This window comes from Rhizobium sp. BR 315 (assembly GCF_050577975.1).
Classification (GTDB): Bacteria; Pseudomonadota; Alphaproteobacteria; order Rhizobiales; family Rhizobiaceae; genus Rhizobium; species Rhizobium miluonense.
Genome location: NZ_JARWKZ010000001.1, coordinates 62,840 through 75,091 on the forward strand (window position 1 = coordinate 62,840; position 12,252 = coordinate 75,091).

Annotated in this window: 12 protein-coding genes; 8 read left to right on the forward strand and 4 right to left on the reverse strand. The window is 55.6% G+C overall.

Annotated elements, in window-relative coordinates; translation table 11 throughout:
- Positions 1 to 61: 61 nt before the first annotated feature.
- Positions 62 to 625 (forward strand): NUDIX hydrolase, encoded by a 564-nt coding sequence (locus tag QD409_RS00355; RefSeq protein WP_430761514.1) that lies wholly within the window; start codon positions 62 to 64, stop codon positions 623 to 625.
- Between the two features lie 25 nt (positions 626 to 650).
- On the opposite strand, the gene QD409_RS00360 is transcribed toward QD409_RS00355, so the two are convergent.
- Complete coding sequence (locus QD409_RS00360) at positions 651 to 1,166, reverse strand: NUDIX hydrolase (RefSeq protein WP_430761515.1); 516 nt, start codon at positions 1,164 to 1,166, stop codon at positions 651 to 653.
- 205 nt (positions 1,167 to 1,371) lie between these two features.
- Here QD409_RS00360 and QD409_RS00365 point away from each other — a divergent pair, with 205 nt between their 5' ends.
- Positions 1,372 to 1,578 carry a hypothetical protein gene (locus QD409_RS00365; RefSeq protein WP_430761516.1) on the forward strand — a complete coding sequence of 69 codons (207 nt, stop codon included), beginning with the start codon at positions 1,372 to 1,374 and terminating at the stop codon, positions 1,576 to 1,578.
- Between the two features lie 20 nt (positions 1,579 to 1,598).
- Here the strand turns inward: QD409_RS00365 and QD409_RS00370 are convergent, their stop codons facing one another.
- A complete protein-coding gene (locus tag QD409_RS00370) occupies positions 1,599 to 2,837 on the reverse strand; it encodes a cytochrome-c peroxidase (protein ID WP_430761517.1) in 1,239 nt (412 codons plus the stop codon).
- Between the two features lie 165 nt (positions 2,838 to 3,002).
- Between QD409_RS00370 and QD409_RS00375 the strand changes: the two genes are divergently transcribed.
- Both QD409_RS00375 and QD409_RS00380 read left to right on the forward strand, forming a co-directional pair.
- Positions 3,003 to 4,574, forward strand: coding sequence for an acid phosphatase (locus QD409_RS00375; protein WP_430761518.1), 1,572 nt, complete (start codon positions 3,003 to 3,005; stop codon positions 4,572 to 4,574).
- Positions 4,575 to 4,835: 261 nt separating this feature from the next.
- Complete coding sequence (locus QD409_RS00380; protein WP_430761519.1) at positions 4,836 to 5,000, forward strand: hypothetical protein; 165 nt, start codon at positions 4,836 to 4,838, stop codon at positions 4,998 to 5,000.
- A gap of 111 nt (positions 5,001 to 5,111) precedes the next feature.
- Here the strand turns inward: QD409_RS00380 and QD409_RS00385 are convergent, their stop codons facing one another.
- The gene (locus QD409_RS00385; RefSeq protein ID WP_430761520.1) at positions 5,112 to 5,513 is read right to left on the reverse strand and encodes a response regulator; all 402 of its coding nucleotides are present in this window, start codon (positions 5,511 to 5,513) and stop codon (positions 5,112 to 5,114) included.
- 19 nt (positions 5,514 to 5,532) lie between these two features.
- On the reverse strand, positions 5,533 to 6,756 hold the full coding sequence (locus QD409_RS00390) for an ATP-binding protein (protein ID WP_430761521.1): 1,224 nt from the start codon (positions 6,754 to 6,756) through the stop codon (positions 5,533 to 5,535).
- A 206-nt stretch (positions 6,757 to 6,962) separates the two neighbouring features.
- On the opposite strand from QD409_RS00390, the gene QD409_RS00395 reads away from it, so the two are divergent.
- The 4 genes from QD409_RS00395 (at position 6,963) to QD409_RS00410 (ending at position 12,236) form a co-directional block, all read left to right on the forward strand.
- Entirely contained in the window at positions 6,963 to 8,228 is a 1,266-nt protein-coding gene (locus tag QD409_RS00395) for a GGDEF domain-containing protein (RefSeq protein WP_430761522.1), read from the forward strand.
- Positions 8,229 to 8,840: 612 nt separating this feature from the next.
- Complete coding sequence (locus QD409_RS00400) at positions 8,841 to 9,443, forward strand: ANTAR domain-containing response regulator (protein WP_430761523.1); 603 nt, start codon at positions 8,841 to 8,843, stop codon at positions 9,441 to 9,443.
- Positions 9,440 to 10,675, forward strand: coding sequence for a CmpA/NrtA family ABC transporter substrate-binding protein (locus QD409_RS00405; protein WP_430761524.1), 1,236 nt, complete (start codon positions 9,440 to 9,442; stop codon positions 10,673 to 10,675). Before QD409_RS00400 ends, QD409_RS00405 begins: the two co-directional genes overlap by 4 nt.
- A 295-nt stretch (positions 10,676 to 10,970) precedes the next feature.
- Positions 10,971 to 12,236 (forward strand): MFS transporter, encoded by a 1,266-nt coding sequence (locus tag QD409_RS00410; RefSeq protein WP_430761525.1) that lies wholly within the window; start codon positions 10,971 to 10,973, stop codon positions 12,234 to 12,236.
- Positions 12,237 to 12,252: the final 16 nt, after the last annotated feature.

A 12,252-nucleotide genomic window follows, 5' to 3' on the forward strand; every position in this document is an offset into this window, starting at 1 on the left:
GCTCTCGCTTGTTCACAAATCCGATTGTCGCCCTATCCTTCTTACTAGCGAGGGAGCATGGATGGGATCCTATTCACCTGAATTGGTTGGAGAAGCCGAGGAGTCCGACGCTCTTCCATTTCGAAGAGCTGGCCAGTGCGGAGCGATTTGCTGGCGTATCGGCAGCGATACAGAGATCGAATTGCTACTGATATCGAGCGGGAACACCGACTACTGGGCAATCCCGAGAGGCAATATTCGCCGGCATGAACTGCAACATAGATGCGCCCAGCGACAGGCACTTGAGAACGCTGGCGTCACCGGCCGGATCGGCAAGATGCCTATCGGCCAGTATACCCATCGCGGCAGCTCGTCTTGGAGCCCATCTACGGTATTAGTGCATCTGCTGTTTGTCGAAGCCGAAATGAAGGATTTTCGGCCACAAGCCGGCAGACAATGTGTCTGGATGTCAGCAGGCGAGGGTCAGGACGTGGTTCGAGAACCTGAGCTAAAGGAGCTTCTCAGATTGATCGAAAGCGACAACGCCCCCAAGTTCATCACCAATATCAGGAAAACGCTATCTGCTCGAGGAACTAAGTCGACACCTCGCGAGATGCAATCACATGCACCCTCCTCCATGAGCTAGCGCCCGCCAGCAAGGCCCGTAGCAACTACTTTCCTTGTGGCTTAAAATTGACGAGCAGTGATTTAAGCTCGATTTCGCGCACGCGCCGGGCCGCTTCGTCGGGACTAACCCAGTCGAGAAGACGCTGCCCTCGCTCCTTGAAATCCGCCCTGACCTCTTTCATCTCGATCTGGAACAGGTCGACGACACATGGCACAAATTTTCCGTCCTCGAGTTCTTTGAGGTACGTGTACCGGCCAACTGGCACTTTCCTCACCTTGCCGCGAACCCCGGCCTCCTCCCAGGCTTCAATCGCAGCCGCCTCGTGAGGCTGCTTGCCTTTCATTGGCCAGCCCTTTGGCACAATCCAACGGCCGCTGTCCCGTGACGTAATCACCAATATATCGATCTCGCCGTCACCACCTCTGTAGCGGAAGCAAAGTGCGCCATATTGGTTGCGGAACGCGCTAGAAAACAGCTTTTCGGGCGTCCTCGCAAGCTGCTGCAGCAAGTGCTTTGATTTGGGGGATGTAGGCTTTCGGCCTTCCTTTTTTGGCTTCATGCCATTCAGCTTGTCAGATTTCCACCTTCGTCTCAATTGCATCGCGATGTCTTAAGCCTGGACGAACTTGTCGACGTCACGCTGGATTTCGATATATTTTGCCATACGTGGATGGATCGATGCGAATGCATGTCCTTAGCGAATGGCAACGAAAAGCCGATGTATCGGATCATTGACAGGTGTCGGCTACAAGGAGAGCGCAAGTATGGATGTTGATAAGGTTATCGCATTGGTTTCGGCAGCAGGGATCGAGCTGACGGACAGACGCCGAACCAGTTCAGATGATGGCTGGTCTCTCAGCTTCGCCAATGGCGCCGAGCTCACGATCGGTGACGATGGCAAGATCAACACCTCGGGCAAAGGCTCGGACGCGGTCCTTGATCTCCTTGACCTGAGGGCAAGCGGCACCTAGGAACCAAGGACGCGACGGCCTCACTTTGGCGGATCGTAGCCGTCGGTGAGCGTACGCAGGAACGCGACCACATCATCGATCTCAGCGGGAGAGAGCGCTGGGGCCTCCCCTTGCTTGCGATCGAAGGGCGGATCCATATTGATGTTAGCCTTGGCTATCACCGGCAGATCATCATACTTGTCCACGCTCCCATCAGGCTTTCGAGGATACCAACGTTCCGGATGCGTCTCCCGCTCGACATAAAAACGCACAGCGTCTTGCAGGGAATGGATGCTGCCATTGTGGAAGAAGACCTTGTGTAGCGCGACATTGCGCAGCGTCGGCGTCCGGAAGAGCCCGCAATAGTCCTGATGTCCGATGAAATCGGTCCGCAAGGGGCCGCATAGGCCGAGATCATAGAATGCCGGATCCTTGTTGGCAGGAATATCGCGATTGCGGGGCACTCCGATGGCGATCAGCCCGTAGTCGGTAAACTGTGGCGGCGTGCCGTCATTCCCACGCTCACTGATGTGGCAGGAGGCACAATTGCCCTTCTCAGGCGCATTGAACAATTCGAGGCCCTTTGCCTCTTGTGCCGTGAGCACTGCCTTGCCGGCCAGCACCGCATCGTATTTGCTCGAATAGGGATAGAAGGTCTGAAAGTCCTGCTGAAAAACTTCCAAAGCCTTGAGCACCGTGCGAAAGGCGATTGCCGGGTCCTTACTACCCTTCGGTCCGGCGATATCTGCAATCGCCCTGCCATAGCCCGCCGCAAGCACATGCTGTCCGACGTCAGCTTCTGTTTTATTACCCATCTCGAAATCGGAAAATAAAGGGATCTTGGCTTGCTCACGACCGCGATCGACTCGACCGTCCCAGGTCAGACCGCCGGTCGGTCCGTTGTCGATGCTCTCGTCTGCCTCATCCTCGGATTCGAAGAAGTGCTCGGTAAAGGGTGGGACGACCTGCAAATATTTGAGCGATGACGCCGCCCTTAACCCCGGCTGATGCAAATCGCCACCACCGAGCTGAACCGAACGATCATTAGCAGGTCCAAACGCGTGACCAGGATCATGGCAGGATGAACAAGCCATCTTGCCAGATGCAGACAACGATTGGTCGAAGAAGAGGGTCTTGCCAAGTGTCGCCAAGGCCTGTGTCTGTCGATGAACCTCCGCGCGCGACAGTGCCTGGCCCGCAGCAACAGACGTCATCAGCGATAGCATCGCGGCGACGGCGCCGATCCCGAACCATGGTCCTTTACGCGGCTTCAACTGCATTGCTACGGCCGCTGCTCCCTATCGCAATCCATATCTCATCCAGCAGTAATCGTTAGCCGGGTTTTAGAATCGTTTCAATTAGCGCTTGCCTTGGTTAGCGGCCGGAATATGTTGCCTTATTGAGGTGGAGGCGCATCCACTGAACTCCTGGGGAGGACAATCCAAATGAAGTCGATCACTGCCACCGCCATCTGTGCGTTAAGTCTGTCCGTGGCCACCTCCGGCCCCGCCCTTGCCGGAAGTTCCGACGTAAAGCCAGGACAGAACGGGAAAGCCGCCAGTGATCTGAAACTGATCGACACCGTCGTGGTCATCTATGCGGAAAACCGGAGTTTCGACAATCTCTATGGCAGCTTCCCGGGCGCCAATGGGGTCGCAAAGGCGACAGTAGCCGCGCGCACCCAGCGCGACCGCGACGGCAAACCCTTTAGGGAGTTGCCGCCGGTCTGGGACGGGCTTACCGCCAAGGGCGTGACACCGCCGGTAACACAGGCCGAGACCGAGCACCTGCCCAATCGGCCATTCCGCGTCGACGATCCCAAAGGGTTCAACCTGGGACTGGATACGATTACGCACGATCTCTGGCACCGCTACTACCAGAACCAGATGCAGATCGATGGCGGACGTAACGACAAATTCGTCGCTTATGCCGATTCAGGCGCATTACCCATGGGCTTGTGGGATGGTGCAAAGACGCCGATGTGGAAGGTGGCTCAGAAATACGTGCTGGCCGACAATTTCTTCATGGGCGCGTTCGGTGGCTCGTTCTTCAACCATCAATGGCTGATCTGCGCCTGTGCCCCCTATTACCCCAACGCCGACACCAGTGCAGCCAAACCGTCCATCGCGGTTGTCGAGGCAGATGGGGTGACGCTGAAGGCCGCACCCAATTCGCCGAAGTCGGCAATCGACGGAATTCCGAAATTTGTCGGCGATGGCAATCTCACGCCCGATTTCTATGCCGTCAACACCATGCAGCCCCCTTATCAACCCAGCGGCAATGGTCCTGCTACGGATGGCGACAAGGCTCTTGCAGATCCGGGCAAGCCAACGACCTTGCCACCGCAGACCGAGCCCACCATCGGCGACATGCTCAGCCTCAAGCACGTGACCTGGGCATGGTACGGGGGTGCCTGGCAGGATGTGCTCGACCACGGCAACAAGGAGCCGGCGCCGAATTTCCAGTATCATCACCAGCCGTTCAACTATTATGCGAATTTCGCCCCTGGCACCGCGGCCAGGACCGAACACCTGAGGGATGGCGGCCTGGCTGGCGCCGAATTCATCAAAGCGATCGACGCCGGCACGCTGCCTCAGGTCTCTTTCTATAAGCCGCAGGGCAACCTCAATGAACATTCAGGCTATGCCAGTATCGAAGCTGGCGACGCCCATATTGCCGATCTGATCACGCATCTCGAAAAAAGCCCGCAATGGCCGCATATGCTTGTCGTCGTCACCTATGATGAGAATGGTGGCTTATGGGATCACGTCGCGCCGCCCAAGGGTGACCGCTGGGGTCCCGGTTCGCGCATTCCGGCCATTATCGTTTCGCCCTATGCGCGGCATGGCTATGTCGATCATACGTCGATGGACACAACCTCGATCCTACGTTTCATCACGCGCCGTTTCGAGCTGCCGACGCTTCACGGTATTACTGTTCGAGACGCAGCCGTCGCCGCCCACAAGCAAAAGCCGCTCGGCGATCTAACCAGCGCACTCATGCTCAAAGACAAGTAAGGCTGAGGACCTGTGCGGTGTATGTAAGGCGGCCGGCGAACTGACGAGTGAGCAGATCGCCTCCGCCGCTCTGCTGCTATCATTGCAAGTGACGGCGTTTTTCGATTGAGATCAATGTGAGTTGCTCTTGGATGAAAGTGAGCGCGCGACCATTCGAGTCAGATCGCCGAGCCGCTGAAATCTATGATAATGTCCTTATCATGCATAGGGAAGAGGCTTTCCGACGATGATCTATCGCTGGCGATCGACCGGACGGAAGCAATGATTGAGGGCCAAAAATTGATCACGGCGAAGCTGATCGCCGGCGCGGCGGGCTTTCAGGATACTCCAGGACACCAAGAGCTTGCTGATACGCATCGTTTGATGCGGGAGATGCTGGAACTCGATCTGAAGACGATGGAAGCGGAGTGGCAACGGCGTCGATGACAGAGGCTTAGGACGCTCCAAGTGCCCTAAATTGATGCTCGCCGAAAACGTTGCCCAAACGCTCTACAGTCGCCAGCACAGAGCAAGGTTCCTCAATACTGTCTTGGTCAGTCAGAATGCTCTGTCGTTGCGGACGTCGCTTTCGATGCGCGCTACACAACCTTCGATTTTTGCCAGCAGAATTTCGAAATCAATGGGCTTGGTCAAATAATCGGCGGCCCCTGCCCGCAAGCCCATGACAACGTTTTGCTTGTCGGTCATTGCCGTCAGGAAAATGAACGGGACGTTGGCAAGTTCCGGATAGTTGATCTGAATTTCTGCAAGTAGCTGATGACCATCCATTTCCGGCATGGTGATATCGCAAATGACGATATCCGGCCATTTGGCCACCATGAGTTCCAGGCCTTCGCGGCCATTTGCAGCCTCCAAAGTCTTGAAGCCGGCCTCGGTCAGCTCTTCGACGATCAAACCTCTGATTTCCGCCTCGTCATCAATGCAAAGAATAGTGGTCATTGGCTTACCCTTTTGGCGATCACGCTACGTTCGTACGATCTGTTGAGATCTGAGAATTCTTTTGGGATATCGGGAGCTTAACGATGAGAGAGGTACCCTTCCCCTTCTGGCTATCGATTTCGATCGACCCGCCATGCAGATCGACGATTTTTTTTACCAAGTATAGACCGAGACCAGTTCCAGGGATCCCGGTGGACGTCCGTGCACGAAAATATCGTTGGAAGATCTTGGGCACGTCTTCTGCGTCGATGCCAACGCCGTGATCCTGCACGACGATTAGCACGTGATTGCCTTCCTGCCGACCTGCAACGCCGACGTCTGGGTGATGGGGAGCATATTTGGTCGCGTTGGACAGCAAATTCGAGAAAACCTGCTCAAGAGCAAATTTGTCAGCATCGATATGATCGGGCAAATCTTCAAGATCCACTGTGATGCGATGGGATTTGCTGATCGTGGCCTCTCGCTGACAGCAGGTTTCGAGCATCGCTCTCAGCGCACAACGATCATAGCGAATTTCAATTGTCCCATTGTCCATTCGGCCGGCGGCAAGGATGCTTTCCATCAAATCGACAATTCTCACGACGGACGATCGTATCTGCTCCGCTTTATCTCGGACAAACTGAGAGGAAACTTCTCCTTTCGCGCGCAGCAGGCGTTGAGCGGCGCCATCAATGATGGCCAAAGGCGTTCGAAATTCATGGGATGCGAGTGCAACGAACTGGCGCTGGAGTTCATTGATGTTGCGCTCCTGTTGCAGGAGACGCTCCAATTCGCGAGCCTGCTCCTCAACCTCCTTCGTTCTCAAGGCAACCGTTGCTTCAAGCGTCTCCTTGTGCCGCACCAGGATCTCGGCGTTGCGAACGCTTTCCGAGATATCCTCATGCGTGGCGACGTAACGGCCATCGGCCATGGAGCTATGCGTAATACGGATTACGCGCCCATCTTGAAGGGCAACATCCTGGCTTGCCCTTCCGCCTTTTTGCGCAGCTAATCCAACCACATCGAAATATGTCGCCGTATGAAGGGGGCCGTTACCCAGCTGCGAGCGATAGTCGAGTATGGATCGAAGCGGCGTGCCTGCGACGGTCAGGCCTTCTCCCAGGCGATACATATTGGCATAGGAGAGGTTGCATAAAATCAACCTTTTATCGGCCGAAAACATACATAGCCCATGCGGCATGTTGTCCAGCGCGATATCGAGCAGGCCATCTGTCTGCTGCATAGCCCATTGTTGCGCATCCATCACGGCGAAACCTCCCATCCCACACGGTGAAACTAGATTTATATTACTAATTTTACGTTGCAGGCTGACCGGCTCCGCGTCGGTCGGCTCACTCCAGCGAGTGAACGTTAAAATTGCGATAACGACGACAAGGAGACGCTAACAACTGGTCGGTAGAATTGACAACTCTATATTGCGAACGAACGACCCTTCATTGGCGATTGGAGATGGAACTGTCCGAAAACGAGGTTCCGGCTAACAAGCCGACTTTTGATCTTAGAACCCCACAGAGCGCATCAAGCGCCTTGCCTATCGAAGAGGTTGAACAGCTCCTTAACGGCCGTACCCGAGATATCCGGCTGAAAGGCAAGCTTCTTCGGCACTTTCAAGAGCGCTCCTGGTCCAGGACGGCCAAGATCATTCGCTCATGGATGATCTGGGTGATCTTCATCGACCTGATTACACTGGGGCTTAACGCGATTTTGCTTCCGAAAGCAGTTGCTGTCTCGATGCTTGCGCCGGCCTGCATTTTGCCTCCTGCGGCCTTAGTCACCGCCTTTTTCTGGAGGAAGCCTGGCGCTACCAAGCGTCAAGTGACTATTCTTGTCGCGGGCATGTTCTTTATCCTCCTCTCCGTCGCCCTGGTCGGGGTCAACGCTGGGGGCGAATTTTATGAGCGACATTTGAACATCATGTTGTTCGTAGCCATTTCCGCCATCATCATCTTTGCCATTCCGCTGGTAACGACGGCGATCATCGCCGCGATGGCATTGGGTCTCTACCTGTTCTTCCAGATGCGTAATCCAGGCGTTACGGTGGGAAGCTCAGAAGCAGCCACCCTATTCTTCGCGGCCGGCATCATGGCAACGGTGGTATCGCGGCGCACCATGACGATCCTGGCGCAAAAGGCCTTTCTTCTCGAGCTGCGCGACAAAAGTCGCGTGGCGGAACTAGGCGCTGCGAATGCTCGGCTCGAGCTCCTGGCAAGAACCGACCCACTTACCGGCATCGCGAACCGGCGCTGGATGATGGAATTGCTCAATCGTCTTTGGAATGCAGGGTCCGAGACGGCGGGCATAGCCCTGCTGATGTGCGACATCGATCATTTCAAGGCGCTGAACGACAGCCTCGGTCACGGCGAGGGCGATCGCTGCCTTGTGAAGGTCGCCGGCATTATCCAGAGCAACTTGAGGGGAAGCCATGATCATGTGGCTCGCTACGGGGGCGAGGAATTCCTGGTCGTTCTACCCGGCATCGCTGAAGAGGAAGCAATTGAAGTCGCGAAGCAAATCCGAGAAAGCGTGGAAATAGCATCCCTTCCCAATCCCGCGTCGCGAGTATCGCCTTATGTAACAGTTAGCATTGGAGTGAGCCACGTAGAAAGTATCCAGACCGCCACGCCAGAGAAACTTCAAAGCCAAGCGGATCAGGCCCTTTATCATGCCAAGGAAGCAGGCCGAAACCGTGTAGCGCCTTATAGGAGTCTCCTTTAAGCCCCAATCAACCCCGGCGAATATCCGCGATCTCTATCCAGCTTCCAATCCCGGCTCTTGAGAAATCGAACCGGCGCCCACAATTGGAACCACGAGGATAATTGAGAATATTAAGCTTCTGAATATCTTAGCTGAATCAAGCCTGGTTAACACTTCATGCCCAGGCCGAGGGGCTTGCTTCAATTGCGAGACGAACTCAAGATTGAGAGCACGTGCGCGATTGACGCGCAGCCCCTCCGTGTATGGCGTCGTCACGATTGTCCCCATGGAGTTACCAAACTGGAGGCGCGATGAAACGCATTAAGCATTTATGACAGGGACATTGTTAACTCTTACCGCGTCATCAGAAGCAATATAGGGCCATCTCCTGCGGCCATATAAAGCGGTTAGTTTTAGCTAATGGCTATGCTTTTACTATTGATGGCAGTCGCACGATCTTCAACAAGCGAAGACGACCGCCCAAAAACTACCGTGCTACTATTCGTGAACAATACCCAAGACACCGCTTGATTTTGAAGCAGACTTCCCGCATGTGCGGTCTTGTCGTTTCGACCTTGACTGTCCGCACGTCTGATATTGAATGAATGCCGATAAACCTGTGGCGTCGATCTCATGAAGCCTAATATTCTGAATGTACTGGTGATTGATGAGAACCGCATTCGCGCATCCGTGATCGAAGAAGGCCTGCGGGACGCTGGATACGATAGTGTCACAATCATCGCCGACATGACGGGTCTTGTAAGGCGGATTACCGAGATCAATCCCGATGTGATCGTCATCGATCTCGAAAACCCCAATCGCGACGTGTTGGAAAGTATGTTCCAGATATCACGTGCGGTAAAAAGACCCATCGCCATGTTCGTGGACAAGTCCGACGAAGCGTCGATCGAGGCCGCCGTGGAAGCCGGGGTTTCGGCATATATCGTCGACGGCTTAAAACAGGAACGCGTTCGTCCCATCCTCAAGATGGCGATAAGCCGTTTCAATGCGTTTTCGCGACTGAGCCGCGAGCTTGAAGAAGCACGCGGCGAACTGGAAAACCGCAAGCTGATTGAGCGCGCCAAGGGATTGCTGATGCGCGCCCGCGGGCTTTCGGAGAAGGAGGCCTATGCACTTCTGCGGCGCACGGCCATGGACCAGAACAGGAAAATCATCGAGATTGCTCAAAGTCTCATCACCGCGGCAAGCCTGCTCGATCCGGGAGGGGACACATGAAGACGAGTAGGTACGAAATCACTGCGGGCTTCTTGCCGCTCTTGGACAGTGCCCTCCTGGTCGTCGCCAAGGAGAAGGGCTTTGCAGAAGCGCTACAGGTGGATCTCACGCTCGTGCGCGAGCGTTCATGGGCAACGATCAGAGATAAATTAGCGGTCGGGCATTTCGAGATGGCACATATCCTCGCGCCGATGCCGATCGCCTGTAACCTCGGACTGACGGCGCCCGCGCCGCGAATGATCGTGCCTATGGCGCTTGGCCTCGGCGGAAATGCCGTTGCGGTAGCGGGTGGCTTATGGTGGGCAATGGTCGACAATGGTGCGACGGGCAATCTTGATGCCCGCTCAAACGGCATCGCGTTACGGCGGGTAATCTCGAAGCGAACTGGCGATCAGCTTCGTTTCGCTGTGGTGCACCCCTATTCCGGACATAATTACGAGCTTCGATATTGGCTTTCTGCGAGCGGCATCGATCCTGATCGGGATGTTGAGATCGTAACCCTACCTCCTGCGGATATGGGAAATGCACTGAAGGCTGGTTTCATCGACGGCTATTGTGCGGGTGAACCGTGGAATACGTTCGGCGTATTGAAACGCGGTGCGCATCTCGCGACGGTCAAGGCAGCGATCTGGAAATCCAGTCCCGAAAAGGTGCTGGGAGTGAATGGCCGTTGGGGCGATAGCCACCCCGAAGCCCTCACTGCCTTGCTCACGGCACTTTACAATGCCTCACTCTGGTGCGCCGATGTGGCCAACCACGAGGAGCTTGCCCTATTGCTTTCGGGACCTGCATACATCGACAAGTCTGTGGAATGGTTGCGACCTGCAGTGACGGGCGAGCTTAGAATCGGTGGGCGCCACACACTAACGGTAAAGGACTTTTTCGTCCCAAACGCGAAGGCGGCGACGTTTCCTTGGAAGAGCCACGCGCTTTGGTTCTACACACAGATGGTTCGCTGGGGTCAGGTCAAACACACCGCGTCTCACCAGCGTGTCGCCGGCAACACCTATCGACCGGATATTTACCGAAATGCTCTGAAGGCGTTGGGTCTCGCGATGCCGGCTGCAAGCTCCAAGGTCGAGGGCGCCTTGCGTATCGAAACGCCGGTTGGCTCAAGTGGCATGCTGACGCTTGGCCCAGACGGTTTTTTCGACGGCACCCTTTTTGATCCCGATCGTATCGATGAATATGTCGCAGCTCAAAAAAACGCGGCTGATGCGCCTATTTTGTGATCAATGCCTAAATAATAGCAGATCGCTGCTGATTTAATCGCTTTGTAGCCCTGCCTAGCGGAAGCTTTTTGCCGAGAACACCGCAATTTGACCCAAATTCCGAATTGGCACGGTCCTTGCTTCTAAACTAACAAGCCGAAAGGCCGCATTCTAGCGTCCAATGACGGGCGCCTCAGGCAAAGCCGCTGATCAGGATATTCCGTGTACTTTCGTACGCGTACCCTGACGTGCGGCTTTTTGTGTTTCCGACCCTCAATGATGGATTGGCACGACCTTGTCGAGCCTGGGAGAAGCCATGTCTGTAATCAAGAAATCACAGCCCATGTCCGCCGGCGAACCAGCGAAAGCATTGTGGACTTCCACATTCGCCTTCACAATCTGTTTCGCCGTCTGGACGATCTTTGCGATCATAGGCATTCGCATCAAGCAGGAACTCGGCCTCAACGAGACCGAATTCGGCTTGCTGGTTGGCACGCCTGTGCTCACAGGGTCCGTCGCTCGCATCCTGCTTGGGATATGGACAGAGCGTTACGGCGGCCGCCTGGTCTACACGCTCACAATGATGGCAGCAGCGGTGGCAACCATCCTCCTGTCCTACGCAACGACTTATACTCAAATGCTGATTGCCGGCCTGGGCGTCGGCCTTGCTGGCGGCTCCTTTGCGGTAGGCATCGCCTATATTTCCCCGTTCTTTCCATCAGAGAAGCAGGGAACGGCGCTCGGTATCTTCGGCGCCGGCAATGTCGGAGCAGCTGTCACTAAGTTTGCGGCTCCCTTCGTGCTGATCGCATGGGGATGGCAGGCGGTTGCGGAAATCTGGGCTCTGGTGCTCGCGGTCACGGCGATCGTTTTCTGGTTCACCACCACCGACGATCCAGCCTTCCGCGCCCGTCGTGATCGCGGGGTTGCATCCAGGAGCTTGCTTCAGGAATTCGCACCGCTGAAAAACGTTCAGGTATGGCGCTTCTCGCTCTACTATTTCTTCGCCTTTGGAGGGTTTGTCGCCCTCTCGCTTTGGCTGCCGCGCTATCTGGTCGGCGCCTATGGCTTCAATCTCGAGGTTGCCGGCATGGTCGCCGCCGCCTATTCCATTCCTGGGAGCGTCTTTCGTGCCTTCGGCGGCGTACTCTCCGACAAGAAGGGGGCACGCAGCGTCATGTATGCAATGCTGGCGGTGTCGGCTGTCGCTACCCTCGTCCTTTCCGTGCCCGCTGCCACACCAACGAGCCCAACCTTTGGCATCACCCCGGCTGTTTTCGTCGTCGTCATCTTCGTCCTCGGCTTTTTCATGAGCCTCGGTAAGGCGGCCGTTTTCAAGCACATCCCCGCCTACTACCCTGAGAGCATCGGCGCCGTCGGCGGCATTGTCGGCATGATGGGAGGCCTTGGCGGATTTATCCTGCCGATCGTCTTTGGCCTGCTCAAGGACATCACCGGCCTTTGGTCCAGCTGTTTCCTGCTGCTTTTCGCGATTGTCGCGATCTCGCTCGTCTGGATGCATCTGTCCGTGAGGCAGATCGAGCGCCGTGGGGCCTCTACCCCTGTTGTGGCCACTACCTAATCTCAAGGACTTGGAA

What these genes read in the sequence shown, in the direction of transcription:
- QD409_RS00355 (WP_430761514.1), top strand. Translation starts at nt 62, where the DNA reads ATGGGATCCTATTCACCTGAATTGGTTGGAGAAGCCGAGGAGTCCGAC.
- QD409_RS00360 (WP_430761515.1), bottom strand. Translation starts at nt 1,166, where the DNA reads ATGAAGCCAAAAAAGGAAGGCCGAAAGCCTACATCCCCCAAATCAAAG.
- QD409_RS00365 (WP_430761516.1), top strand. Translation starts at nt 1,372, where the DNA reads ATGGATGTTGATAAGGTTATCGCATTGGTTTCGGCAGCAGGGATCGAG.
- QD409_RS00370 (WP_430761517.1), bottom strand. Translation starts at nt 2,837, where the DNA reads ATGCAGTTGAAGCCGCGTAAAGGACCATGGTTCGGGATCGGCGCCGTC.
- QD409_RS00375 (WP_430761518.1), top strand. Translation starts at nt 3,003, where the DNA reads ATGAAGTCGATCACTGCCACCGCCATCTGTGCGTTAAGTCTGTCCGTG.
- QD409_RS00380 (WP_430761519.1), top strand. Translation starts at nt 4,836, where the DNA reads ATGATTGAGGGCCAAAAATTGATCACGGCGAAGCTGATCGCCGGCGCG.
- QD409_RS00385 (WP_430761520.1), bottom strand. Translation starts at nt 5,513, where the DNA reads ATGACCACTATTCTTTGCATTGATGACGAGGCGGAAATCAGAGGTTTG.
- QD409_RS00390 (WP_430761521.1), bottom strand. Translation starts at nt 6,756, where the DNA reads ATGGATGCGCAACAATGGGCTATGCAGCAGACAGATGGCCTGCTCGAT.
- QD409_RS00395 (WP_430761522.1), top strand. Translation starts at nt 6,963, where the DNA reads ATGGAACTGTCCGAAAACGAGGTTCCGGCTAACAAGCCGACTTTTGAT.
- QD409_RS00400 (WP_430761523.1), top strand. Translation starts at nt 8,841, where the DNA reads ATGAAGCCTAATATTCTGAATGTACTGGTGATTGATGAGAACCGCATT.
- QD409_RS00405 (WP_430761524.1), top strand. Translation starts at nt 9,440, where the DNA reads ATGAAGACGAGTAGGTACGAAATCACTGCGGGCTTCTTGCCGCTCTTG.
- QD409_RS00410 (WP_430761525.1), top strand. Translation starts at nt 10,971, where the DNA reads ATGTCTGTAATCAAGAAATCACAGCCCATGTCCGCCGGCGAACCAGCG.